This window comes from Propioniciclava sp. MC1595 (assembly GCF_017569205.1).
In the GTDB taxonomy this organism is placed as follows: domain Bacteria; phylum Actinomycetota; class Actinomycetes; order Propionibacteriales; family Propionibacteriaceae; genus Propioniciclava.
The window spans coordinates 1,001,848-1,025,472 of record NZ_CP071870.1; the positions used below are offsets into that span (position 1 = coordinate 1,001,848).

Below are 23,625 nucleotides of genomic sequence, written 5' to 3' on the forward strand. Positions count from 1 at the left end.
ATATGGTGCGTATAGGTCGAGTTCCGGTTTAATGTCTAGCGTTAATGACGCGCTGCGTTATATGATGGTCGGGTGATCGTCTCCTTTGCCGACCGCGATGCCGAACGCCTGTTCCTGCGACAGCGCGTCAAGCGTCTCGACTCTCGTCTGCACAAGAAGGCGCTCACAAAGCTGTTGCTACTCGATGCTGCCCACGAGCTTGATGAACTCCGCGTTCCACCGGGGAACCGGCTGGAAGCACTCAAGGGCGACCGGATCGGTCAGCACAGCATCCGAATCAACGACCAGTGGCGGATCTGCTTCGTCTGGACTCCTGCGGGCCCCAGCGAGGTTGAGATTGTCGACTATCACTAGGAGGTGCGACATGGATGACAAGATTCCCCCGATCCATCCGGGCGAGATCCTCATGGAGGAGTTCCTCGTTCCAATGGGCGTAACTCAGAACCGGCTGGCAGTATCCATCGGCGTTCCGCCGCGTCGGATCAACGAGATCGTGCACGGCAAGCGTCGGATCACGGCGGATACGGCTCTGCGTCTGGGGCGCTTCTACAGCATGAGTGCGCAGTTCTGGATCAACCTGCAGGTGCGCTATGACCTTGAGGTCGAGATGGACGCCCTCGGGGACGCGCTGGACAGCATTCAGCCGCTACGGACTGCATGAGCGCCCGGTCACTTCGAGGACGAGCGGCACTCGTGACGGGGGTCAGTCGTCGGCAGGGGATTGGGTTCGCGATTGCGTCGAGGCTGGTCCGAAGCGGGGCTGACGTGCTCGTGACGCACCATCGGCCGCATGACCTGGACCAACCGTGGGGTGGGGACGACCTGGAGGCAGTGATGCAGGAGCTCGACGCGAATCGTGCTGACTCCAGCCAGCGCGTCGTCGACCTTGCGGTTGATCTGGCTCAGGACGGTGCTCCCGAGGCTGCCGTGCATAGAGCTGTGACGGAGCTCGGCCATCTGGACATCCTCGTCTGCAACCACGCCCGATCGGGCGGCGATGGGGCCCTCGGCGACCTGACCGCCGAGATGCTCGACGCCCACTGGACCGTCAACGCCCGCTCGTCCCTCCTGCTGGTGCAGGCGTTCGCCGCGCAGCACGATGGACGCCCGGGTGGTCGCGTCGTCCTGATGACCTCGGGCCAGGGCCTCGGACCTATGCCGGGCGAGGTGGCCTATGCGGCGTCTAAGGCAGCACTCGCGGGTGTCACGGTGACCTTGGCCGACCAGCTTGCCGATGTCGGCATCACCGTCAACACGGTCAATCCAGGGCCAGTCGACACGGGATACATGACCCCCGAGATCATGGCTCGGGTCGCGCCGATGTTCCCATTCGGGCGGATGGGCGAACCGGATGATCCCGCTCGCTTGGTGGAGTGGCTGGTCAGCGATGAGGGCCGTTGGGTGACGGGGCAGGTGCTCAACACCGAAGGTGGGTTCGCGCGCTGGCGTCCTCCTGCTGACGGTCGGCCGCCGGAAGCCTGAGACGTACCTCCGTGCTGCTCCGCAGTGAACCGAAGCGCCTACGTGCTGATTGACTGGTACAGGTGCTGCTCGTTGTCTGATTCGGATGCTGCTGGTGTGATCCCCCTCGCGCTGTTGGCGCCCTGGCGGCCGTTCAAAGACGTGTTTCCTACTCTGAAGGCCCCGACGGACCGGTGTGCACCGATGTGCCGTGATGGTTACAAGTGGCGGAACGTGGTGGAGTTCCGCTTCAACGTGTGAGCTGGTCGGGCGGTGACGCCCGATCAATCGACCGGCGCCTCACAGATGCACCTCGAAGGTGAATCTGCACCCGATTGAGCAGGAGCAGATTCACTTTCGAGGTGCGTCTGTTCGGGCCACCTGGCGCGCGGGGCGCTGCGTCAGCCCGGACGCCGGGACACCAGCAGCGCGTCGGCCACGAGGTCGTGGGGGAGGGCGTCCCAGTCGATGGGGACGATGGTGACCGGGCCGAGGTGCTCCTCCAGCACGCGGGCGCAGTCGTCGATGAGGTGCGTGGTGTGGCCCCGGTGGTGGATGTCGGCGACGTTCCAGACGACGTGCCCGCCAGGCCTCACCACCCGGGCGCACTGGGCGGCCACGAGCCCCAGCTCGCGCAGGTAACGGGCGTAGTCGCCCCCGTCCAGCTCGTAGGCGGTGAGGGGGTCGGCGTCGTGGTCGGTGGCGGTCATGTACGGCGGCGAGGTGAGCACGAGGTCGACCGCAGCCCGCGGCGTCCGGGGCACGCCCTCGGCGAGCACGGCCAGCAGGGCACGGGCGTCGCCCTCGACCACCAGCGCGCTTGGCGTGCGGGCCCGTGCGTAGGCCACCCGTTCGGGGAGCAGCTCGACGCCCCAGGCCTGCCGGCCGAGCGCCACGGCGCGGGCCAGGGTGGTCCCGAACCCGGCGAAGGGGTCGAGCACCACGTCGCCGGGTTGGGTGAGGCGCTCGATCACGTGGTCCACCACGGCCGGGACCATGTGCACGTCCTCGTCGGCACCGGGCGGGTGGGCGGCCACGAATGCGGCGAGCGTCGTGGTGAGGCGCGCGTCCAGCACGGACCGGTCGTCGTGCAGGGCGGGCCGGGTCATGGCCGCAGGCTAGCCGGTCGCGCCCTCACCGGATCAGCGGCCGGCGTACTCCGCCTCGACGGAGGCCAGCGCCCGGTAGGTGGCCTCGACGGTCTCGCACGTGTCGGCCGGCGCCTTGTAGTCGTTGGTGAGCGTGCGGAGTTCGGCGAAGAGCGGGGCGAGGTCGACGTCCGGTTCGGCCGTGGCCACGGCCTCGGTCAGGTCGCGGATGCGCGCCAGCTCGGGGTGGTGGCTGTGCACGCGGGCGATGATCGGGGCGTACTCGAGGGCGGTGGCGAGGGCTGAGGTGCTCATCGTGGCTTCCTTGGGTCGGTGTGTTGGTTCGACCGTAGGACGCCCGCGCCCGGCGTTCCTTGACGGGCGTCAAGTGTCCGGGTCCGCCCCCGAGCGGGTCCCGCCGGGCGTAGGCTCGCGGCATGACCAGCGACCCCACCGGGACGCCCCGGGCTCGCCACGCCGTTTCCCCCAGCTCTCGCGGCGGACCGTGCTCGCCGGGCTGGCCGCAGCGCCCCTCGTCGGGTTCGCGGCCCCGCGCGCACGTGCCGCCACCTTCGTCGACGTCCCCAGCGGTGCACCCTTCCACGACGACATCGAGTGGGCGGCCGCGCAGGGCATCACCACGGGCTGGTCGGACCGGACGTACCGGCCGACCCTGCCGATCGAGCGCGGGGCGATGGCCGCCTTCCTCTACCGCTTCGTCGGCTCGCCGGCCTTCACGCCCAGCCGCCAGTCGAGCTCGGCTTCGACTGCTCGGGGCTGGTGCTCCAGGCCATCTACGCCGCCGGGCGGGACCCGCAGCCGATCGACGTCATCAAGCACGCCGAGCCCACGTACCGCACCAGCGCGCAGTTGTACGCCCACACCGGGCTGCAGTCGGTGCCGGTGGCCCAACGCCGGCGCGGGGACCTGATCTTCTACACCAACTCCGCGGGCCGAGTGCACCACGTCACCATCGACCTGGGCGACGGGACCATGATGGAGGCGTACGGCCGCTACGCCGGCATCCGCACGGTGATCCCGCAGTACGGCATCAGCTACATCGCGCCGTACGTGAAGCGGGTCTTCCCGTAGCCACCGGACGCCGCGCGGTTCAGTCGTCGTCGAGGTCGCCGGCCATCGCCTGGGCGGCGAGGTTCTCGTTCTCGGCGGCCTCCCAGACCTCCTTGGCCGCGGACACGTTGAGCACGATGATGATCGCGCCCAGCACGATGTCGGGCCAGCCGCTGAGGGTGGCGGCCGTGATCAGCCCCATCACGATGATCGCGACGTTGACCAGCACGTCGTTGCGGGCGGCCAGGAACGCCGCGGTCGTCATCGAGCCGCCGTGCTCGCGGAACCGGGCCAGAATGAGCGCGCAGGCGAGGTTCACCAGCACGGCGCCGCCGGCGGTCACCGTCAGCGACAGCGGGTCGGGCGGCTCGGGGTTGCCGGCCTTGAGGATGAGCGAGACCGCCGCGGCCACCGCCGGGACGCAGATGATGACGGCCATCACCTTGCCCATGACCGAGCGCCAGCGCAGGGTGAAGCCCAGCGCGACGAAGATCAGCAGGTTGACCGCGGTGTCCTCGAGGAAGTCGACCGAGTCGGCGAACAGCGACACCGACCCGATGCCGACGGCGACGCCGATCTCGACGAAGAAGTAGGCGAGGTTCAGCAGGGCGACGGCCAGGACCGCCGTCCGCAGCCGGCGGCGCAGTGTCGGGTCGGCGTCCGGGTCGAGGTGCACGTCGTTGTCGCACACGGCAGCTCCTCAGTACCGCTTGGCCCACGTCGCGGTGCGCGAGGTGGCGTCCCAGGAGTAGACCTCGCGCCCGGAGACCCACGTCCGCAGCACGCGGCTGGCCAGCGCGAGCGGGTCGCCGGTCCAGAGCACGACGTCGGCGTCCTTGCCGACCTCGAGGGATCCGATGCGGTCGGCCACGCCCATGACGGTCGCCGGGTTGATGGTGATCGCGCGCAGGGCGGCGTCGACGTCCATGCCCTCGCGGACGGCGAGGGCCGCCTGCGTGACGAGGTACTCGATCGGGACGACCGGGTGGTCGGTGATCAGCGACACCGGTGAGCCGGCGCGGTCGAGGATGCCGGGGGCGGCCAGCGACCGGTCGCGTACCTCGACCTTGGAGCGGGTGACGATGAGGGGGCCGTACAGCACCGGGATGCCGCGCCCTCCGACGAGGTCGGCGATCTTCCAGGCCTCGGTGCCGTGGTCGAGGACGAGCTCGTAGCCGAACTCGTCGGCCATGCGCAGGGCGGTGGCGATGTCGTCGGCGCGGTGGCAGTGCTGGCGCCAGGGGATCTCGCGGTTCAGCACCGCGAGCAGGGCCTCGTTGACGAGGTGGCCCTCGGCGTCGTCCTTGGCGGCGTGGTTGCGCGCCTCGGTGAACGCCTTGCGGATCACCAGGGCCGTGCCGAGCCGGGTCGAGGGCGTCCGCTTCTGGTCGCCGTAGACGCGCTTGGGGTTCTCGCCCAGGGCCGCCTTGAGGCCGGAGGGGGAGCGCAGCACCATCTCGTCGACCACGCGGCCCCAGGTCTTGATCGCGACCGTCAGCCCGCCGATCGGGTTGCCCGAGCCCGGGTTCACGTTCACCGACGTGACGCCACCCATCAGGGCGTCGTCGAAGCCCTGGTCGAGGGGGTTGATCGCGTCCAGCGCGCGGGCGCCGGCCATGACGGGATCGGTCATCTCGTTGGTGTCCTGGCCGGCCCAGCCCTCGCCCTCCTCCCACACGCCGAGGTGCACGTGGGCGTCCACGAAGCCGGGCAGCACCCACGCACCCGCGGCGTCCACGACCTCGTGCCCCGCGGGGACCTCGACGTCGGGGCCGAGCGCTGCGATCCGCCCGTCGGTGAGGACCACCTTGCCGTCGAACGGCTCGGCGGTGACGGGGACGACGCGGGCCCCGGTGATGGCGACGTTCATGCGCCCGAGCCTAGGCCTGCAGGAACTCCCGCAGGGCGGGCATCTCACGGGCCATCTGGGCCAGCCCCTGCGCGTGGGCGGCCTCCAGCTTGGCGACGTTGCGCTCGCCGTTGGAGACGGTCATGGCGTCAGGGGCGAACAGGTAGGCGTCCCCCTGGCGTTCGAGCTGGAACAACTCGTCGCGGGTGGCGTTGTAGCGCGACCAGCGCGTCAGCAGGGCGTCGGCGACGGACGGGTACCGGCGGAAGTGCCGCCGGTAGAACCACGGGTTCGACATCGGGCCCTTGGCGTAGCCGCGCTCCTGGGTGAGCACGACGAGGAACTTGCTGAAGCCGGCCTCGCGGGCGGCGTCGATCGCGATGCCGCCGGTGGCGCCGAGGGCGCCGTCGACGTAGACCTCGCCGTCGATCTCGACCGGCGGCATCACCACGGGCATCGTCGAGGACGCCTGTACGCGCGCCATCAGGTCCTGGTGCTCGCGGATGTCGGCCCGCCCCCAGCGGACCGTCGCGCCGTCGCGGGCGCGGAACGCCTCAATGGCGAACTCGGCCGGGTGGGCCAGGAAGGCGGGGTAGTTGAACGGCAGCGCCTCGCCCGGCCCCGACGTGCGCCGGTAGATGTAGTCGGAGTTGAACAGGCCCTGCCCGCGCACGAACGTCCGCCAGTTGCCGAACTGCGGGTCGGCGGCGAAGGTCGTGAACGAGGCGCGCGCCCGCCAGGCGTCGCCGGTCAGGTAGTTGACGGTGTTGGACGCCCCGGCCGAGATCCCGGCCACGAACGGGAACACCAGCCCGGCCTCGACGAGCGCAACCACCACGGCGGAGGTGTAGGCGGCCCGCATGCCGCCACCCTCGAAGACCAGGGCGACATCGGGCACGTTCACGACGGGGGCGGTGGGCACGCCCTTCAGGTTACCGACCCGGCAGCTGGTCCCGGAGGGTGCGCGGGCCGTCCGCGACTAGGACGCGCATCAGGCGTCCGGGTCGTCGGGGTCGACATCGGCGGCCTCGCGCCGGGCGATGCGGTCGCGGAGGCGCTGGACGGAACGCTTGGGGGAGAGCGGCCGCAGCCTGAGGTTGCTGAGCCGGAAGTCGATGGGCTCGGGCAGCATCCAGCCGAGCCGGCGGGCCAGCAGGCCGAGGACGGCGCACGTGATGATGGACGCCGCCATGCCGGCCTGCGGGTGGCCCAGGTGGAACAGCGCGAGCGCCTCGATGCTGCCCAGCACGCCGATCGAGGCGTACAGCGTGTTGCCGCCGAAGACGGCCGGGGTCTTGCCGACCAGCACGTCGCGCAGCATGCCGCCGCCGACGGCGGTGATGACGCCGAGCATGATCGAGGGGATCGGCTCCAGGCCCAGGGCGGCCGCCTTGATCGTGCCGGTGGCCGACCAGCAGCCCAGCGCGAGCATGTCGCACAGGGACAGCGCCCGGCGGGCGAGCGCGCCTTCGAGGTGGACGACGTAGGCGATCACGGCCGCGATGAGGGCGCCGGTCAGGTAGGCGGGGTCGACCAGGGCGACGGGGTAGCCCGACCCCAGCAGGACGTCGCGGATCATGCCGCCGCCCAGGCCCGAGATGATCGCCAGCGTGGCGAACCCGACGATGTCGAAGCGCCGCGAGCGGGCCACGGCACCCCCGAGGAGCCCGTTGGCGACCACCCCGGTGACATCCACGATCCTGAAGATCGTCTCGGCGTCCCAGATCACGTCGCCGATTCTCGCACGCGGCCGGAACGGCGACAGCCCGCGCCAACGGCGCGGGCTGTCGTGGTCGTCCGTCGGGGTCAGCCGAGCTTGGCGATGATGCCGTTCAGCGTCTCGGAGGGGCGCATGACCGCGGAGGTCTTGTCGGCATCGGGGCGGAAGTAGCCGCCCAGCTCGGCCGGCTTACCCTGGACCGCGATCATCTCCTCGGCGATCGTGTCGGCCTTCTCGCGCAGCTCGGTCGCGATCGGGGCGAACGCGGCGGCGAGCTCGGCGTCCTCGGTCTGCTTGGCCAGCTCTTCAGCCCAGTAGACCGCCAGCCACGCGTGCGAACCGCGGTTGTCGGTCTGGCCGACCCGACGGGCCGGGGACTTGTTCTCGTCGAGCAGCGTGCCGGTGGCGGCGTCCAGCGCCTTGCCGAGCACCGCGGCGCGGTCGTTGCCGGCGCTGCGGGCCAGGTGCTGCAGCGACTCGGCCAGCGCCAGGAACTCACCCAGCGAGTCCCAACGCAGGTAGTTCTCCTCGACGAGCTGCTGCACGTGCTTGGGAGCCGAGCCGCCGGCGCCGGTCTCGAAGAGGCCACCGCCGTTCATCAGCGGGACCACCGACAGCATCTTGGCCGACGTGCCGAGCTCGAGGATCGGGAACAGGTCGGTGTTGTAGTCGCGCAGCACGTTGCCGGTCACCGAGATCGTGTCCTCACCACGGCGGATGCGCTCGATCGACTTCTTGGTGGCCTCGACCGGGCTCATGATCTCGATGGAGAGGCCCTCGGTGTCGTGGTCGGCGAGGTACTTCTCCACCAGCGAGATGAGGTTGCGGTCGTGGGCGCGCTCGTTGTCCAGCCAGAAGATGGCCGGGGTGTCGGAGACGCGGGCGCGGGTCACGGCCAGCTTCACCCAGTCGCGGATCGGGGCGTCCTTGGTCTGGCAGGCGCGCCAGATGTCGCCCGGCTGCACGTCGTGCTCCATGAGCACCTCACCGGACGCCGTGACGACCTGGACCTTGCCGGCCTGGGTGATCTCGAACGTCTTGTTGTGCGAGCCGTACTCCTCGGCCGCCTGGGCCATCAGGCCGACGTTGGGCACCGAGCCCATGGTGACCGGGTCGTACGCGCCGTTGGCCTTGCAGTCGTCGATGACGGCCTGGTAGACGCCGGCGTAGGACGAGTCGGGGATGACCGCGAGGGTGTCGGCCTCCTTGCCGTCGGGGCCCCACATCTTGCCGCCGATGCGGATCATGGCCGGCATCGAGGCGTCCACGATCACGTCGGAGGGGACGTGCAGGTTGGTGATGCCCTTGTCGGAGTTCACCATCGCCAGGGCGGGGCCGTTGGCGAGCTCGGTCTTGAGGGAGGCGAGGATCTCCTCCCCGCCGCCACCCAGCGCCTCGAGCCCGTCGATCAGGGCGCCGAGGCCGTTGTTCGGGGACAGGCCGGCGGCGGCGATCTCGTCGCCGAACTGGGCGAACGTGGCCGGGAAGAAGGCCTTCACGACGTGGCCGAAGATGATCGGGTCGGAGACCTTCATCATCGTGGCCTTCAGGTGCGCCGAGAACAGGACGCCGAGCTCCTTGGCCTTCTCGACCTGCTCGCGCAGGAAGGCGTCCAGCGACGCGGCGCGCAGGACGGTCGCGTCGACGACCTCGCCCTCGAGCACCTTCAGGTCGTCCTTGAGCACCGAGACCTCGCCGGCGGAGTCGACGAGCTGGATGCGCAGGGTGTCGGCCTCGGGCATGATCACCGACTGCTCGTTGCTGCGGAAGTCGTCGCGACCCATGGTGGCGACCTGGGTCTTGCTGTCGGCCGACCACTCACCCATCGAGTGCGGGTGCTTGCGGGCGTAGTTCTTGACCGCGGCGGGGGCGCGGCGGTCGGAGTTGCCCTCGCGCAGGACCGGGTTCACGGCCGACCCCTTGACGCTGTCGTAGCGGGCCTTGTCCTCGGCCGAGGCCTCCTCGTAGGTGGGCAGGTCGTAGCCCAGGGCCTGCAGCTCGGCGATGGCGGCGTTGAGCTGGGGGACGGACGCCGAGATGTTCGGCAGCTTGATGATGTTGGCCTCGGGCGTCTTGGCGAGCTCACCGAGCTCGGCGAGGGCGTCGGCCGTGCGCTGGTCGTCGGGCAGCCTGTCGGCGAAGGCAGCCAGGATGCGGCCGGCCAACGAGATGTCGCGGGTCTCGACCTCCACACCGGCGGTCGAGGTGAAGGCCTCGACGATCGGAAGGAGGGAGTAGGTGGCGAGCAGCGGTGCCTCGTCGGTGAGCGTGTAGATGATCTTGGCCATGCGGACTCGAGTCTCCCTTGAGTTGTCCCAGTCGTGTCCCGTCCACCCTAGCGTTTCGCCGCCACCACCCGGAACGGAACGGGCCCCCGCCGGTATGAGCGGCAAGGACCCGTTTCGACTCTCTTCTGGCCGGAGATGTTGTGACGATTCCGGCCGATGACCCGAGGAAGTGCCCCCCATCCACGTCACCCGGATGGAGCGGCGGACTGCAGACCACCGACGGCCACCTCTTGTCGAGCCATCCCACACCACCGCAGGGGCGGTGTGTAGGGACATTCCTAGCGCCCGGGGTCGGCCGCGGCAAGCGCCACGGCGTGTCGTCCACAGGGGAGTCGGGCCCTCCACAGGGGAGTGCTCCGACATCCACAAGCCATACCCAGCATCCTGTGGAGAACCCGTGCCAGACTGTTCCAGTGACCACCGACCGGCTGCTTCCCCGCGCGCTTCCCCACGAGGTCGGAGTCGACCCGCGCGGCGTCCACGACCTCCTGGACGGACTGGCCCGCCGGCACATCACGATGCACTCGCTGATGCTCGTTCGGCACGGGAAGGTGGTCGCCGAGGGGACGTGGGCGCCGCACCGTCCCGAGCACGCGCCGCTGGTCTACTCGCTGTCCAAGACCTTCTGTTCCGCGGCCGTCGGGCTCGCCGTTGCCGACGGCGCGTTCTCCTACGACGACCGGCTGGTCGACCTCTTCGCCGACGTGGTGGACGCCGCGGGCCCCGTCGCCTCCCGCATCCGGGTCCGCGACTGCCTCGCCATGGCCACCGGCCACACGCGCGACGACGTCTTCAACCCCCGCACCTCCCGGCTGGCCGGGCGCCAGCCGTGGCGCGTGGCCCTGGCGACTGAGCCCGAGGGGGTCCCGGGCGCGACCTTCTGCTACAACCAGTTCGCCACGTGGACGCTGGCCGAGGTCGTCCGGCACGCCACCGGCCGCACCGTCCACGAGCTGCTCGTCGACCGCGTGTTCACCCCGCTGGGCATCACCGGCACCTCGTGGGACACCGACCCGGCCCGCCGCGTCCTGGGCTTCTCCGGCCTGCACGTCCGCCCCGAGGGGATCGCCCGCTTCTTCCAGCTGCTGCTCGACGACGGCGTCGCGGCGGGGGAGCGGTTGCTGCCCGTGGAGTGGGTGACCCGGCACCGGCAGCGCCACGTCGAGACCGACTCCTGGGCCGAGCCCGACTGGGCGCAGGGCTACGGCTGGCAGGTGTGGCACGACACCCGCGGCGGGTACCGCGGCGACGGCGCGTTCGGACAGTTCGGCGTCGTGATGCCCGCCCAGGACGCCGTGCTGGTGCTGACCGCCTCCACCGAGCGCATGCAGGAGGTGCTCGACGAGGTGTGGGCCAGCCTGCTCCCGGCCTTCGACCGGGCACCGGACGCCGGGGACGGCCTGGCCGAGCGGTTGGCGTCCCTGCGCCTGCCGACGGTGTGGGGCGAGCGCGGCGCGACCGTCGGGCTCACCTTCGAGAACCGCACGAACCGGTGGCGGCTGGTCGACGACGCCGACGGCTGGCAGCTGCGCTGGGTCGACCAGTACGGGGGCGACCACCAGCTCGCGGTCGGGTTCGGGGAGTGGCGCACCGGCACCATGCGCTGGTCGGGCCGCACGCTGCGCGTCGCGGCGTCGGGGGCGTGGGTCGGGTGGGGCCACTGGGTCGGCCACGTGGTCGCGCTGGACGCCCCGCACAGCCTGCTGGTCAGGCTGCGGGACGACGGGTCCGGGCGCACCGAATGGGTGGGCCCGAAGCCCCTCGGCGCCGACTCCTTGTACGGGCTGGCCCCGGTCGACTGACCCGCGGTCGGGTCAGAGCCGCCCCTTCGCGGACGCGATCGCGCCCAGGATGGTGTTGAGCTCGTCGCGCGAGAGCTGGGTCGTGTTGCGGGCGGTGGCAGCGAGCTGGTCGAGCCGCGAGCCCGCGTTCGCCGCCGTCATGCCCGACTGCAGCGATCCCCACGCCCGCTCGAGCTGGCGGCGTCCGCCCGGGTTGGAGACGCCGCCGATTGCGTTGTCGATCGCCGTCTTCGCCGCGCCGAGGCTGAAGGGCGCCGGAGCCGGCGCCGGGTTCACCGGCCGCGTCGTGGCCGGGGGCCGGGCGGGGGGTGCGCTGGTGCGCGTGGGTGCCGGGGCGGGTGTCCAGACCGCATCCGCGGTGGCGGACGGCGAGGGTGTGGGCGCGGGCGTCCCGACCGCGGTGGGCTCGGCGCTCACCACCGCGGAGGTGGCCGCGCTCGGCGTCGGGCTGACGGGTGCCGACCCGGGCTCGGACCGGGTCGCCCACCAGCCGCCCAGCGCGAGCGCCGGGACGAGGATCGCGGCCGCCACCGCCAGGGGCCAGCGCCGCGCAGGCCGGGTGGGGGCGGTGAGCACGGCCGGCATGACGGCGGTCCGGTCCCCGGCGGCGAGGTGGGCCAGCGCGTCGGCGACCTCGGACGCCGTGGGCCGTTCGGCGGGCTCCTTGGCAAGCATGCGGGCGACGAGGGCGTCCAATTCGGGCGGGAGGTCGGGGCGCCGCTCGGTCAGCCGGGGTGGGGTGTCGGTGAGGTGGGCCAGGGCCTGCGCGACCGGCAGGTCGCGGGGGAACGGCGGCTGCCCGGTGAACAGCGCGACCAGCAGGCAGCCCAGCGAGTACACGTCGGACGCCGCGTCGACCTTGTCCCCGCGCGCCTGCTCGGGGGACATGTAGGCGGCGGTGCCGGTGGTGAAGCCCGCCTGGGTGAGCGTCTCGCCGTTGCCCTCGGTGAGCCGGGCGATGCCGAAGTCGACCACCTTGACCGACCCGTCGTGGAAGACCACGTTGGCCGGCTTGATGTCGCGGTGGACGATGCCGGCGGCGTGGGCCGACGCCAGCCCCCGCGCCACGGACTCCCCGATGGCCAGGCCCCGGTCGAGGGGCAGCGGGCCCTGGGTGGCGACCGCCTCGGCGACCGACGGGCCGTCGAGCAGCTCCATGACGAGGTAGGCCACGTGGTCGTCCTGGCCGGCGTCGTGGAGGGAGACGACGTTGGGATGGTTCAGGCTGGCCGCGGCGTCCACCTCGCGGCGGAAGCGGGCCAGCGGGACGTCCCCGGAACCCGGCCCCATGCGCACCGTCTTGACGGCGACCACCCGGTTGAGGTGCAGGTCGTGGGCGCGCCAGACCTCGCCGGCCGCGCCGTGCCCGATCCGGGCATCCAGGCGGTAGCGCTTGTCCAGCAGCATCCCCTCATGCACCGGACCATTGTCCACGCCGCTGGGGTGCGGGCCGAATCGGGCGCCGTCCGCAGGGGGCTGTGGCAAGGGGCGGGACGGTCGCCACGCCCGCGTGCGGCCAGACATCGGACGACAACAGTGCAACCGGCTGAACGGGGCGCCAGGAGCGTTTACCATCGTGTCACCGCCCCGCAGGGGCGACACCGGAAAGGTCAGGCCGTGCATGTGAAGGCAAGCTCGGACAGACGCGCACCGCGACCACCTGCCCACCTCGTGGCGCGGCTGCGCATGATGGTCGTGGACGGGAGCATCCCCACCGACGAGCCGATCGAGATCGACCGGATCGCCGACCTGCTCCGCGCCGACGCCTCCGTGACCCTGCTGGTGCTCATGGAACTCGGTCGCGACGGCTTCCTCGAGCGGGTGGGGGAGGACGCCATCCGCGTCCGCGACCGGGCCGAGGCGCCGGGGGACGGGATCGTCCAGATCCGGCGGATGCTCGAGCCCGTGGCGCTGCGGACGGCCGCCGAGCACGCGCGGCCGGTCGACCTGATCACCCTGCGACACCTGGCCGAGGGAGTGGAGGCGGCCGTCGCTGCCCGCGACTACCTGGCGTTCCGTCGGGCCGACGACGCGTTCGTGGCGACCCTGCTGTCCCTGCACCCGAACGCCGAACTCGCCCGGCTGTGCACCGAACTGCGGCTGCGCACGGCCTACGACGGATTGCGGGTGCCCGTCGAGCAGGGCGTCCTGAGCGACTCCCTGCGCCCCGACGCCCGCATCGTCGACCTGATCGCGGCCGGTGACTTCGCCGGGGTCGAGTCGCTCGCGGAGACCCTGATCGACCGGCTGCGCCTCGTCGGTGCCCCCCGGATGGACTCACCCCACCTGGTCGGTGCCCCGATCCCCCTGGACGTCGAGGTCGACGTGGAGTTTCTGGAGGTCCCGGTCAGCTGACCAAGCCGTCGTTCACCATGCCGAGCGTGCGAGACCGCTGGCTCGTCCAGTGCAGGGTGAGGTCGCCCAGGTCGACCGAATCGCCGTCCTTGATGGTGCGCACCGTCTGACCGCCGGGTCGAGTCGGGCCTCGGCTTAGACGCCACCATCCAGGTCGAGGAATACGGCATCCCGCTGGCCGACGTGCTGCACACCCAAGCCCGCGAGGTGCGGTGTCATTCCCCTTGGTGCTTACGCTGCTGCCCGCGCTGATGATCGTCATCATCGGGCCTGCGATCATCTCCATCATGGAGGCACCCAGCGGGTGACTCCGGTGTGGGCAGCGGTCCTGGCGGCGGCATGGGTTCGCGTCCCTGCTCGTCCTCGCGCGCACGCGCGACCTGAAGGCCGACGTCCCGATGGGTCCAGCCCTGATCGTGGGTGCAGCGGTTGGGGTGGCGTCCGCCACCGTCGGGCTGCCCTGGTAGCAGCCCGACGGCACGGGTCAGCGCTGGTCGACCGGAACGAAGTCGCGCTCGCGGTGGCCGGTGTAGATCTGCTTGGGGCGCATGATCTTCTGCTCGGGGTCGGTGACGCCTTCGAGCCACTGGGCCGCCCACCCGGCGGTGCGGGGCACCGCGAACAGCACGGTGAACATCTCCGGGGGGAACTTCAGCGCCTCGTAGATCAGCCCCGAGTAGAAGTCGACGTTGGGATAGAGGCGGCGCTTGACGAAGTACTCGTCCTCAAGGGCGATCCGCTCGAGCTCGACGGCGATCTCGAGCAGCGGGTTCACCCCGGTCACCTCGAACACGTCGTCGCAGGCCTTCTTGATGATGCGGGCGCGCGGGTCGTAGTTCTTGTAGACGCGGTGCCCGAAGCCCATCAGGCGCGCCTTGCCGTTCTTCACGCCCTCGACGAATTCGGGCACCCGGTCGACCGACCCGATCTCGCGCAGCATCTTCAGGACGGCCTCGTTGGCTCCGCCATGCAGCGGGCCGAACAGGGCGCCGATGCCGGCGCCGGCCGAGGTGTAGACGTCGTTGCCGGCCGACGCCACGGCGCGCACGGCGTTGGTCGAGCAGTTCTGCTCGTGGTCGGCGTGCAGGATGAACAGGATCTCCATCGCCCGCGACACCCGCGGGTCGGCCTGGTAGACACGCTGTTGGCTCTGGAACAGCATGGCCAGGAAGTTGTCGACGTAGCCGAGTTCGTCGTTGGGGTAGACGTAGTGCCGGCCGATCGAGTGCCGGTAGGACCACGCGGCCATGGTGGGGATCTTCGCGATGAGCCGGACGATGTTCATCTCGCGGGCCTCGGGGTCCTCCAGGCGGCGCGAGCTGGGGTAGAAGGTCTGCATGGACGCCACCGCGGCCATCATCTTCGCCATCGGGTGGGCGTCGTGGCGGTAGGAGCGGATGAAGTTGCCCACGTTCTCGTGGACGAAGCGGTGGGTGTTGACCGTGTGCTCCCACGCGGCGAGCTGGTCGGCGTTGGGCAGCTCGCCCTTGAGCAGCAGGTAGGCCACCTCCAGGTGCGTCGCGCTCGCGGCCAGCTGGTCGATCGGGTAGCCCCGGTACTCGAGGATGCCGGCGTCGCCGTCGATGTAGGTGATCGAGCTGCGGCAGGCAGCGGTGTTCATGAAGCCCGGGTCGTAGGTGGCCAGGGGGCCCTGGGACGTGCTGACCTGCTTGAGGTCGGTCGCCTTGATGGTGCCATCGGTGATCGGGAGGTCGAACCCGGCCTCGCCGCTGCTGATCCTGAGCATGTCGGACATGGCGTCACCGTATTGGTGCCTGCGACTCATCGGGGGGTGGCTCAGTCGGTGGTCACCCGGTCGCTCAGAGTCCGGACGTGCCCTCTCAGCGGACCGTCGGCGTCTGCTGCTCGAACCGGAGCCGCCACGTGTCGTCGTGCTTGACCCAGATCGAACTCCGCAGACTGACCGCGCTGCGCGAGCGCGCCCGCCAGCGCAGCTGCACCACCCACGGGGCCAGCTCGTCGATGCCCTCGACCTCGACGGTGATCTGGTCCTCGTGGGGCTTGAGCGTGGCTAGCGTGCGGCCCTTCCCGGACGCCCTGCCGTTGACGTCGTGCTCCATGAACCGCGGGTGGAGGAGCGCCTCGGCGGCGGACCGGTCGGAGCGCACGGCGTCCGAGAGCCAGCTGCGCTGCAGCGCGACGACGGGGTGCTCGTCCTCGTCGGGGGCGGGGTCCGGGGCGGCGTCGAAGAGATCCGGCTCGCGGACCGGGCCGGGGGAGACATCGGGGGTCGGCGTCCGGACGACGTCGGGGGAGAAGCCGGGGCCCTCGTCGACGGGCAGGCCCTTCTGGAAGGCCACCGCGGCGGCCCGCGCTCGGGCGTCAGCGGCCTCGTTGAGCTCGTGGCCGGCGTGCCCCTTCACCCACTCGAAGGTGATGCGGCGGCCGACGAGTTCGGTGTCGAGCTCCTTGAGCAGGTCGACGTTGAGCACCGGCTTGCCGTCGGCCTTCTTCCAGCCACGGCGCTTCCAGTTGGGCATCCACTTGGTGAGGGAGTTGATCACGTACTGGGAGTCGCAGAAGACCAGCAGGTCATCCTCGGCGCCCTTCGTCTGGCGCAGGAGGTCGAGCACCGCCATGAGCTCGCCCATGTTGTTGGTGCCGTGCTTCCAGCCGCCGGCGGCCCAGCGGTCGCCGTCGATGAACCACGCCCACCCGGCGGGACCGGGGTTGGACAGCGACGACCCGTCGGCGGCAGCAATGATCACCCGGCCATTCTGCCCCACCCCCCAGGGGTGCACTTCGAGGCGGCGTTTCTATCGCTGGGGCGATAGTTCTGTGAGCGCGAAGTGCACACCCCCCCCGGGCGCGGGGGCACCCCGTGCCGCCTGTGCCGCCTGTGCTGTCCGAGCCTTCCCGGGATCTCAGGCGATCAGGACGTCATCCGATTGCCATCCGAGCCGCGGGAGAACGACTGAGGCGAGCTTCCCGATGAAGGTCCCGGGTGTGTCGCGAAGCGTTGTGGGCGCAACCGGGACGACCACGATCCCGAAGGTCTGGTAGTCGAGGTCCTTCTCCATGGTGGAGGCGAACTTGTCCCCTCCCGTGTCGGTGAATCCGTCGTGGTACTTCCGCGAGTGCACCTGCACCACGACCCCGGCGTCGGGGAAGTAGCCGTCGGGGGTACCGATCCTCTTGCCGCAGGCTGTCACCAGCCTCGGGTTCTGCACCATGCGGGGCAGGTCCGGGTGCTCGCGGACGAGGACCGCCAACTCAGCCTCGGCGACGGACCACGACCCCCGACGGAAGTCCACCACCGCCTCGACCATGCCACCCGTGGCGTTGGGGCGTCCGTACTCGATCTCGCTGGCGAGCCGATCCGCACTGGTGCGCCGGTTCTGCAGGATGGCCATGGCCACGCCTCTGAGGTGCCGGTCGGAGAGCTGACGCAGGCGGTTGGCGTCCGCCAGCGCCCGTTCGACGGGGGCTATGCGGAGGTCGTCGCGCAGGACCGGCGCGGGTAGACGCTTGGTCCGGACTGTCTCGAACCCGCCCGCTCGGACGCGGGCGCGTGCGGTGTTCGGGACCAGGAATGACGTGATGGGGAACTCGTGGTCGTACGCGAATCCGTGCACCTGTAGTGCATGGAGCCCGGTCAGAACCGAGCGCGGGCCGGCCCACAGGGACGCCGCCACGAGGAGGTCGCCTCCCGTGAGGGGACCTGGGCGCGGGGAGTACACGGTGCGCAGGATGCGACGGCCGCTGCGCACGAGGTGCTGCAGCTGGGAGAGGGACGCCCCGGCCTCGAGCAGTTGCTGTGTGGTGGCCAGACCTCGCTGACCGAAGATGACAGGGAACGTGAACTTCGACATGCCCGGAATGTCGGCAGGAGGCGGCCATTTCGTGCAGCGAGTTCGTGGCTTGTGGACAACCTGCGTCGGGTCCGGGAATCCGTCCACAGGTTGATCGCCGCCACCGGGAGTGCACTTCGCGCTCACAGAACTATCGCCCCAGCGATAGAAACGCCGCCTCGAAGTGCACTCCGGAGGAGGACGAGGACGAGGAGCCCGGCGACGAGCGGGCCCCACGGGACGCCTTACGGCTGGGGCCGAACCAGGCCGGTGTCGTAGGCGAACACCACCATGCCGACGCGGTCGCGCAGGGCGAGCTTGGCCAGGATGTGGCCGATGTGGGTCTTGACGGTCGCCTCGGCGAGGAACAGCGTCTGGGCGATCTCCGAGTTCGTCAGGCCGGTGCCGACGAGCGTCAGCACCTCGCGCTCGCGCTCGGTGAGCACGCCGAGGCGCTCCTCGGGCGACTTCCCGGTCGAGGCGTCGCCGGGCATCATCGGCACGAAGCGCTCCAGCAGGCGGCGGGTCGCGGAAGGCGCCACGACGGCCTCACCCGAGTGCACGGCACGGATGCCGGCCAGCAGCTCGGCCGGACCGGCGTCCTTGAGCAGGAACCCTGAGGCGCCCGCCTGCAGCGCCGAGTAGACGTACTCGTCGAGGTCGAACGTCGTGAGCACGAGCACCTTCGCGGCGGCGCCCGAGGCGACGATGCGGCGGGTGGCCTCGACGCCGTCCATGATCGGCATGCGGATGTCCATCAGCACGACGTCGCAGCCGGCAGGCGCGGAGACCGCGCGCACGGCGTCCTGCCCGTTGCCGACCTCGGCGACGACCGTCATGTCGGCCTGCGCGTCGAGCACCATGCGGAACCCGAGGCGGACCAGTTCCTGGTCGTCGGCCAGCACGAGGCGGATCGGTTGCGGTTCGGTCATGACATCGCTCCTTGCGGGGTCGGGATTCGGGCGGTGACGACGAAGCCGCCGTCAGGGTGGTCGACGGCGGAGAGGGTTCCGCCGAAGGCCGACACGCGCTCGCGCATGCCGACCAGGCCGTGGCCGAGGCCGTCGGTGGGTCCGGCGCCGACGCCGGTGTCGCGCACCTGGACGATCAGCTCGGCCTGGGCGTGGTGGAGGTGCACGAGCACGGAGGCGTCCTCGCCGGCGTGCTTGACCGCGTTGGTCAGCGCCTCCTGCACGATGCGGAACACGGCCAGCTCGAGGCCGGGGGAGAGGTGGCGGCGCAGGGCCGGGTCGCCGGTCACCTGCATGCGCACGTCGCGGCCGGCGTCGGCCAGCCCCTGCACGAGGCCGAAGATGTCGCCGAGGCCGGACGCCGGGGCGAGCTCGGTGCCCTGGTCCGAGCGGAGCACACCCACGAGACGCCGGGTCTCGGTCAGGGCGTCGGAAGCGGTCGAGCGGATTGTGGCGAGTGCCTTCTCGGCGGTCGCGAGGCGCATGGCCGGGTCGCCGTCCATCGACGCCGCATAGGCGCCGCCGTCGGCCTGCACGACGATCACCGCAAGCGAGTGGGCCACGACGTCGTGCATCTCGCGGGCGAGGCGCTGGCGCTCCTGGGTGGCGGCCAGGAGGATCGCCTGCTGGTGCTGGAGGGTCTGGGCCGTCACGGCGTCCTGGGAGGCCGCGCGGGCCTCGTTGCGCGCCCGGACGAACGCACCGAGCGCCCAGCTCGCGGCGACCACCGAAGCGAGGCCGAGGAAGGTGACGACCGACACCGCGATCAGGGACGCGACCGGCTCGCCCCCCGTGCCCATGGTGTTGCGCTCCCAGGCGGAGCCGAACGTCCAGTCGGCGGCGGCGACGAGCGAGGTGAACCCGCCGAACGCGAGCCACCACAGGCGGTACCTCAGGCGTCCGTGCGCGGCTACCGTGAACATCATCAGGGGCACGGTGATGTTGCCGGCGTTGGGGGCGTTCACCACGGCGAGCTGGACCAGGTGGGCCGGGAGCAGCGCCAGCGTGGCGAGGTCGGGGTCGGCGCGGCGCCACAGGAGCGGCAGCACGTACAGCAGGCCCCACCCGAACATCGCCCAGGTCGAGACGGTCGACCCCGCCCCGTCGATGTACAGGGTGCCGGGCGCCAGCAGCACCAGGAACCCCAGCAGGGCCGCCCACACGTAGTCGAGCGGCCGCGGCCGGGGCAGCCGGAAGCTCGGTCGGGCGGTCACCCGGCCAGACTAGGGGCGGACGCCACCCCTTGCCTCAGACGCCGGGGTGGTGGCGCTCATCCCGCGGGAGGGGGCGGTGGCCAGCACCGAGGAGCGGGCGGCGATCAGGACTATGGTGAAGAACACGCCCACTGCGCACATGGCGAGCGGGACGCCGAGGGTGTCGGTCCCGGTGAAGCCGATGATCGCGCCGAAGAGCAGGCAGGCGGCGGCGAAGGCCAGGGCGACGTAACCCTCGACCACGACGCCGAGCGCGCGGGCCTCGCGGACCGCCAGGACGATCAGCACGACGGCGAGCACCAGCATCGGGAAGCGCGCGATCTGGGCGGCGAAGGAGCCGTGGGCGTCGGCGTGGACGATGTTCCACACCGGCCAGCTGACGACACGGGTGTAGGAGCCGGGGCCGGCGGCCCACAGGCTGGTGAGGTGCATGACGAGAAGGGTGCCGACGGCGCCCCAGGCGAACAGGCCGGCGCGCGAGGAGAACCACTGCGCGGGCGTCCGCTCGACGAGGATCGCCGCGGTCGTCATCGCCACGAGCGCGACCAGTGCCGCACCGAGGTCGAGGGCCCCAACCCACGTCGGGTAGACCTCGCCCAGCACGATGCCGCGGCCGACGAAGCCGGCGATGAACGCGCCGACGACCGTCACCCAGGGCAGCACCTTGGCCAGCGGGTGGATGTTGCGCATCCGGAGTGCCACGATGCCGGCGATGAGCGCGAGCGGCCCGGAGAGGATCGCCGAGACGCGGTGGGTCATCTCGATCCAGGGGTTGCGGTACAGGATCTCGTTGACCACGCCGCCCGGCAGGATCGCGTCGACGTCACAGCCCGGCCAGTTGCCGCACTCGAAGCCGGACTCGGTGGCCGCGACGAGAGACCCCCCGATGACGGCGAACAGCGTGAACAGGCCAGCGGCACGGAACAGGTGGGTGACCCAGCGGGGGACCGTCATGGCAAAGCACTCCGACTCGTTGTAGTAGGCAGGCCCTACCCTAACTCAGTGCGGGTGCTGGTGCCTTCCGTGTTCGTGCCCGTGCTCGATGTCCAGGTGCGGGTCGTCGATGAAGGCGCTCTCGGCTGCGTGCAGCGAGCCCAGCCCGTAGGCGGTCTCGAGATTGTGGCGCGTAAGTACCTCGGCTGGCGGCCCGTACGCAACCACGTGCCCGCTCATCAGGATCACCCAGTCGGCCGCGCGTGCCTCGTCGAGGTCGTGCGTGGTCAGCACCACCGCGTGGCCGCGGTCGCGTTCGGTGTGGATGATCTCGTCGATCGTGCGCGCCGACAGGATGTCGAGGCCCGTCAGCGGCTCGTCCAGCAGCAGGGCCTCGTGCGGCTGGGTCATGCCCTGCGCGACGTAGACCCGCTGCCGCTGACCGCCGGACAGCTCGTCCAGGTGTCGGTCGGCGAGGTCGGTGACCTTGAGGCGCTCCATGGCGCGGGCCACGCGGGAGCGGTCCTCGGCGCTGGGGCGTCCGAACCAGCCCAGCTTGGGGTACAGGCCCATGCCGACGGCCTCGCGGACCGTGATCGGCGTCCCCTCGGGGAACGCCAGCGACTGCATCACGTACGACACCTGACTGCCGCGGCCGCCGGGCTTGCGCCCGAACACGCTGATCGTGCCGGCCAGCGGCTCGATGACGCCCGCGATCGCGTTCAGGATCGTCGACTTGCCCGACCCGTTGGGGCCGATGATCGCCGTCACCTTCTGGTGCGGGACCGTGAAGCTCGAGTGCTTGACCGCGATGTTGCGCTCGTACCCCAGCACGAGGTCGGACGCCTCGACCATGATCCCGTTGGTGGTCACCTCGTCGCCCCCGGTCCCTGAGCTTGTCGAAGGGTGCTCCGGAACAGCGGCCTGACCGTGAGGACCAGGAAGAACAGGGCGATGGCGACGAGCGCGATGGTGGCCGCGCCGGCGGTGCCCCAGTGGTAGCTGAGGACCAGCCCGAGCCAGACGGTGAACGACGCGAGAACGACCGAGGTGACGAACATCTGCGGGATGGTGCGCGTGACCAGCGCGGCCGTGGCCGGCGGGCCGACGAGCAGGGCGAACACCAGTAGGGTGCCGACGGCCTGGAAGCTCGCGATCACGGCCGTGGCGATCAGCACCAGGAGGGCCGCGTGGGTGAAGCGCGGGCTCATTCCGAGCGTCTTGGCCTTGGTGGGGGAGAAGCTCAGGGCGAGGAGCGGGCGGTAGAGCAGCAGCGAGCCGAGGAGCACTGGCGTGCCGAGCACGGCCATCGCGGTGAGCGTCTCGGCGTTCACGCCGAAGATGTCGCCGAACAGGATGTTGGTCAGCGACCCCGTGTACGAACTCGACTTGCTGATGATCGCGACACCCAGCGCCATCATGCCGACGAACAGCAGGCCGATGGCGGTGTCCTCCTTCAGCGCCGTCTGGCGGTGGATCAGCTCGATGCCGCCGACCATCACGATCGCGGCGACGGCCGCGCCGAGGTAGGGGTTGAAGCCGAAGATCGTCGCCGCCGCGATGCCGGGCAGGACGCCGTGCACGAAGGCGTCGCCGAAGAAGCTCATGCCGCGCAGGACGAGCCAGACGCCGACGACCGAGCTCATCACCCCGGCGGCGAGACCGCCGATGAGGGCGCGTTGCTGGAAGCCCAGGAGAAAGGGCTCGAGGAACCAATCCACGAGGTCACAACCTACTTCAGGGCGTCCGCGATGCGCTGCGCGTTGGTCAGCATCATCGTGGCGTAGGTCTCGGCGCCCGAGCCCTCGGGGCCGACGGAGCCCTCGAACAGCTGGACCACCTTCAGGTCGGTGCCGGCCTCGTTGGCGACGGCCTCGACCAGGCGCGGGTTGACGGTGTTGTTGGAGAAGATCGCCGAGACCTTGTCCTCGCGGACGACAGCGACGAGGTCGGCCAGCTCTTGGCTGCTGGGTTCGGCGTCGGTGCTGCCGCCCGGGATGACGACGCCGGCCACCTCGAAGTCGTACGCCTCGGCGAAGTAGTTGTAAGCCTCGTGGTCGGTGACCAGCACGCGCTTGTCGGCGGGGATCTCGGCGAGGATCTCGCGGACCTGCTTGTCGGTCTCCTGGAGCTTCTGCTCGACCTTGGTGCCGCAGGTGGCGTACTTGTCGTCGCCGGTGGTCTTGGCTAGCTGGGCGCCGATGACGGTGGCAGCCTTGGCCATGCGCTGGACGTCCATGTGGACGTGCGGGTCGAACTCGCCGTGGCTGTGGGATTCGTCGTGCCCGGTGGCTGAGCTTGTCGAAGCCGCATGGTCGTGGCCGGCGTGCTGCTCGGCCTGGTGCTCCTCGATGGACGCATAGCTGAGCGGGTCGAGCAGGGGAGCGACCTCGAAGATCGTCGCGCCGTCGGCCTTGGCGCCGTCGAGGGCGACCTTCAGGCCGGGCTCGAGGCCCAGGCCGTTGGTGATGACGAGCTTGGCCTTGGTGAGGTCGGCCACGTCGCGGGAGCTCACCGAGAAGTCGTGGGGGTCGTCGCCGGGGCCCATCAGCGTGCGTGAAGTGGTGCCGACGCACTGCGTGATGTCGCCCAGGATCGACCCGAGCTGGGTGGTGGTCGCGATCGCGACCGGGGCCTGGTCAGTCGCTGGGGTCGAGGTGTTGGACGCCGGCGCCGCAGTGGGACTGCACGCGGCCATGGTCAGCAGGAGCGGGACAGCGAGAATGGTTGAACGCACACAGAGCACTCTAGAGCATAGTGAGAACCATTCTCAAATGAGTTGCCGGGGCAACGCAAGAGCCCGCGGGGACGAATCCTCGCGGGCTCACTGTCGTTGGCGTTCCAGAACGTGCGGCGTGAGATGCCGGACGTGGTCTGGTCGTTCATTGCCCAGCCAAGACTCACATCCGCGCGGAGACCGAGTAGGTCACCTCGTCCGGGTGCTCAGCGTCGGGAGAGGTATCCTCGGATTCGGGGGAGTGGGTGTGGGACTCCACCGCGGGTTCCCCGTCTGCAGACTCCTGAGGGGCCTCCGCCGCAGACTTCTCTGGGGCATTGCCCA

Annotated in this window: 23 protein-coding genes and 1 pseudogene; 7 read left to right on the plus strand and 17 right to left on the minus strand. The window is 70.6% G+C overall.

Features of this window, described 5'->3' with window-relative positions; genetic code table 11:
• Positions 1 to 72 precede the first annotated feature (72 nt).
• From J4N02_RS04745 to J4N02_RS04755, 3 genes are read left to right on the plus strand one after another with little or no spacing between them, the layout of a single operon-like run.
• Positions 73 to 354 carry a type II toxin-antitoxin system RelE/ParE family toxin gene (locus J4N02_RS04745; protein ID WP_101601792.1) on the plus strand — a complete coding sequence of 94 codons (282 nt, stop codon included), beginning with the start codon at positions 73 to 75 and terminating at the stop codon, positions 352 to 354.
• A gap of 10 nt (positions 355 to 364) precedes the next feature.
• Positions 365 to 661: a HigA family addiction module antitoxin gene (locus J4N02_RS04750; protein WP_188332582.1), complete on the plus strand. Its 297-nt coding sequence runs from the start codon at positions 365 to 367 to the stop codon at positions 659 to 661.
• Complete coding sequence (locus tag J4N02_RS04755) at positions 658 to 1,482, plus strand: SDR family oxidoreductase (protein ID WP_188332583.1); 825 nt, start codon at positions 658 to 660, stop codon at positions 1,480 to 1,482. Before J4N02_RS04750 ends, J4N02_RS04755 begins: the two co-directional genes overlap by 4 nt.
• Before the next feature lie 380 nt (positions 1,483 to 1,862).
• On the opposite strand, the gene J4N02_RS04760 is transcribed toward J4N02_RS04755, so the two are convergent.
• Positions 1,863 to 2,570, minus strand: coding sequence for a DNA methyltransferase (locus J4N02_RS04760; protein ID WP_188332584.1), 708 nt, complete (start codon positions 2,568 to 2,570; stop codon positions 1,863 to 1,865).
• Positions 2,571 to 2,603: 33 nt separating this feature from the next.
• Positions 2,604 to 2,864 carry an iron-sulfur cluster repair di-iron protein, ric gene (locus J4N02_RS04765; RefSeq protein WP_188332585.1) on the minus strand — a complete coding sequence of 87 codons (261 nt, stop codon included), beginning with the start codon at positions 2,862 to 2,864 and terminating at the stop codon, positions 2,604 to 2,606.
• Between J4N02_RS04765 and J4N02_RS17355 the strand changes: the two are divergent.
• Both J4N02_RS17355 and J4N02_RS04775 read left to right on the plus strand, forming a co-directional pair.
• Positions 2,818 to 3,237: pseudogene (locus J4N02_RS17355) on the plus strand (S-layer homology domain-containing protein); the annotation flags it as partial. The gene J4N02_RS04765 and the pseudogene J4N02_RS17355 overlap by 47 nt on opposite strands.
• Complete coding sequence (locus J4N02_RS04775; protein ID WP_208091130.1) at positions 3,165 to 3,641, plus strand: C40 family peptidase; 477 nt, start codon at positions 3,165 to 3,167, stop codon at positions 3,639 to 3,641. The pseudogene J4N02_RS17355 and the gene J4N02_RS04775, both read left to right, overlap by 73 nt.
• Before the next feature lie 19 nt (positions 3,642 to 3,660).
• Here the strand turns inward: J4N02_RS04775 and J4N02_RS04780 are convergent, their stop codons facing one another.
• The 5 genes from J4N02_RS04780 to J4N02_RS04800 all read right to left on the minus strand — a co-directional run bounded on the left by J4N02_RS04780 (position 3,661) and on the right by J4N02_RS04800 (position 9,477).
• The gene (locus J4N02_RS04780; protein WP_243760872.1) at positions 3,661 to 4,311 is read right to left on the minus strand and encodes a cation transporter; all 651 of its coding nucleotides are present in this window, start codon (positions 4,309 to 4,311) and stop codon (positions 3,661 to 3,663) included.
• 9 nt (positions 4,312 to 4,320) lie between these two features.
• Positions 4,321 to 5,490, minus strand: coding sequence for an amidohydrolase (locus J4N02_RS04785; RefSeq protein WP_182814438.1), 1,170 nt, complete (start codon positions 5,488 to 5,490; stop codon positions 4,321 to 4,323).
• A 10-nt stretch (positions 5,491 to 5,500) separates the two neighbouring features.
• Positions 5,501 to 6,391, minus strand: coding sequence for a patatin family protein (locus J4N02_RS04790; protein WP_243760873.1), 891 nt, complete (start codon positions 6,389 to 6,391; stop codon positions 5,501 to 5,503).
• 69 nt (positions 6,392 to 6,460) lie between these two features.
• Positions 6,461 to 7,198, minus strand: a complete 738-nt coding sequence (locus tag J4N02_RS04795) for a trimeric intracellular cation channel family protein (protein WP_188332586.1) — start codon at positions 7,196 to 7,198, stop codon at positions 6,461 to 6,463.
• A gap of 77 nt (positions 7,199 to 7,275) precedes the next feature.
• Positions 7,276 to 9,477: an NADP-dependent isocitrate dehydrogenase gene (locus J4N02_RS04800; protein ID WP_188332587.1), complete on the minus strand. Its 2,202-nt coding sequence runs from the start codon at positions 9,475 to 9,477 to the stop codon at positions 7,276 to 7,278.
• Positions 9,478 to 9,890: 413 nt separating this feature from the next.
• On the opposite strand from J4N02_RS04800, the gene J4N02_RS04805 reads away from it, so the two are divergent.
• Positions 9,891 to 11,279, plus strand: a complete 1,389-nt coding sequence (locus J4N02_RS04805) for a serine hydrolase (RefSeq protein ID WP_188332588.1) — start codon at positions 9,891 to 9,893, stop codon at positions 11,277 to 11,279.
• Between the two features lie 12 nt (positions 11,280 to 11,291).
• Here the strand turns inward: J4N02_RS04805 and J4N02_RS04810 are convergent, their stop codons facing one another.
• The gene (locus J4N02_RS04810; RefSeq protein ID WP_188332589.1) at positions 11,292 to 12,698 is read right to left on the minus strand and encodes a serine/threonine-protein kinase; all 1,407 of its coding nucleotides are present in this window, start codon (positions 12,696 to 12,698) and stop codon (positions 11,292 to 11,294) included.
• Positions 12,699 to 12,974: 276 nt separating this feature from the next.
• Here J4N02_RS04810 and J4N02_RS04815 point away from each other — a divergent pair, with 276 nt between their 5' ends.
• A complete protein-coding gene (locus J4N02_RS04815) occupies positions 12,975 to 13,634 on the plus strand; it encodes an FCD domain-containing protein (protein ID WP_188332590.1) in 660 nt (219 codons plus the stop codon).
• A 484-nt stretch (positions 13,635 to 14,118) separates the two neighbouring features.
• On the opposite strand, the gene J4N02_RS04820 is transcribed toward J4N02_RS04815, so the two are convergent.
• The 9 genes from J4N02_RS04820 to J4N02_RS04860 all read right to left on the minus strand — a co-directional run bounded on the left by J4N02_RS04820 (position 14,119) and on the right by J4N02_RS04860 (position 23,301).
• Positions 14,119 to 15,390, minus strand: coding sequence for a citrate synthase (locus J4N02_RS04820; protein ID WP_188332591.1), 1,272 nt, complete (start codon positions 15,388 to 15,390; stop codon positions 14,119 to 14,121).
• Between the two features lie 85 nt (positions 15,391 to 15,475).
• A complete protein-coding gene (locus tag J4N02_RS04825; RefSeq protein WP_188332592.1) occupies positions 15,476 to 16,363 on the minus strand; it encodes a ribonuclease HI family protein in 888 nt (295 codons plus the stop codon).
• 156 nt (positions 16,364 to 16,519) lie between these two features.
• A complete protein-coding gene (locus J4N02_RS04830; RefSeq protein WP_188332593.1) occupies positions 16,520 to 17,467 on the minus strand; it encodes a hypothetical protein in 948 nt (315 codons plus the stop codon).
• A 224-nt stretch (positions 17,468 to 17,691) separates the two neighbouring features.
• Entirely contained in the window at positions 17,692 to 18,378 is a 687-nt protein-coding gene (locus J4N02_RS04835) for a response regulator transcription factor (protein ID WP_188332594.1), read from the minus strand.
• Complete coding sequence (locus J4N02_RS04840) at positions 18,375 to 19,631, minus strand: sensor histidine kinase (protein ID WP_188332595.1); 1,257 nt, start codon at positions 19,629 to 19,631, stop codon at positions 18,375 to 18,377. The genes J4N02_RS04835 and J4N02_RS04840 overlap by 4 nt, the downstream gene beginning before the upstream one ends.
• 9 nt (positions 19,632 to 19,640) lie before the next feature.
• Entirely contained in the window at positions 19,641 to 20,585 is a 945-nt protein-coding gene (locus J4N02_RS04845) for a hypothetical protein (protein WP_188332596.1), read from the minus strand.
• Between the two features lie 45 nt (positions 20,586 to 20,630).
• Positions 20,631 to 21,437: a metal ABC transporter ATP-binding protein gene (locus tag J4N02_RS04850; protein WP_208091131.1), complete on the minus strand. Its 807-nt coding sequence runs from the start codon at positions 21,435 to 21,437 to the stop codon at positions 20,631 to 20,633.
• Positions 21,434 to 22,285 (minus strand): metal ABC transporter permease, encoded by an 852-nt coding sequence (locus J4N02_RS04855; RefSeq protein WP_188332597.1) that lies wholly within the window; start codon positions 22,283 to 22,285, stop codon positions 21,434 to 21,436. Before J4N02_RS04855 ends, J4N02_RS04850 begins: the two co-directional genes overlap by 4 nt.
• A gap of 11 nt (positions 22,286 to 22,296) precedes the next feature.
• A complete protein-coding gene (locus tag J4N02_RS04860) occupies positions 22,297 to 23,301 on the minus strand; it encodes a metal ABC transporter substrate-binding protein (protein WP_208091132.1) in 1,005 nt (334 codons plus the stop codon).
• Positions 23,302 to 23,625: the final 324 nt, after the last annotated feature.

Bases quoted from the DNA above. Each gene is read 5' to 3' on its own strand.
- J4N02_RS04750 (WP_188332582.1), top strand. From the start codon at position 365: ATGGATGACAAGATTCCCCCGATCCATCCGGGCGAGATCCTCATGGAG.
- J4N02_RS04755 (WP_188332583.1), top strand. From the start codon at position 658: ATGAGCGCCCGGTCACTTCGAGGACGAGCGGCACTCGTGACGGGGGTC.
- J4N02_RS04760 (WP_188332584.1), bottom strand. From the start codon at position 2,570: ATGACCCGGCCCGCCCTGCACGACGACCGGTCCGTGCTGGACGCGCGC.
- J4N02_RS04765 (WP_188332585.1), bottom strand. From the start codon at position 2,864: ATGAGCACCTCAGCCCTCGCCACCGCCCTCGAGTACGCCCCGATCATC.
- J4N02_RS04785 (WP_182814438.1), bottom strand. From the start codon at position 5,490: ATGAACGTCGCCATCACCGGGGCCCGCGTCGTCCCCGTCACCGCCGAG.
- J4N02_RS04800 (WP_188332587.1), bottom strand. From the start codon at position 9,477: ATGGCCAAGATCATCTACACGCTCACCGACGAGGCACCGCTGCTCGCC.
- J4N02_RS04820 (WP_188332591.1), bottom strand. From the start codon at position 15,390: ATGTCCGACATGCTCAGGATCAGCAGCGGCGAGGCCGGGTTCGACCTC.
- J4N02_RS04830 (WP_188332593.1), bottom strand. From the start codon at position 17,467: ATGTCGAAGTTCACGTTCCCTGTCATCTTCGGTCAGCGAGGTCTGGCC.
- J4N02_RS04835 (WP_188332594.1), bottom strand. From the start codon at position 18,378: ATGACCGAACCGCAACCGATCCGCCTCGTGCTGGCCGACGACCAGGAA.
- J4N02_RS04845 (WP_188332596.1), bottom strand. From the start codon at position 20,585: ATGACGGTCCCCCGCTGGGTCACCCACCTGTTCCGTGCCGCTGGCCTG.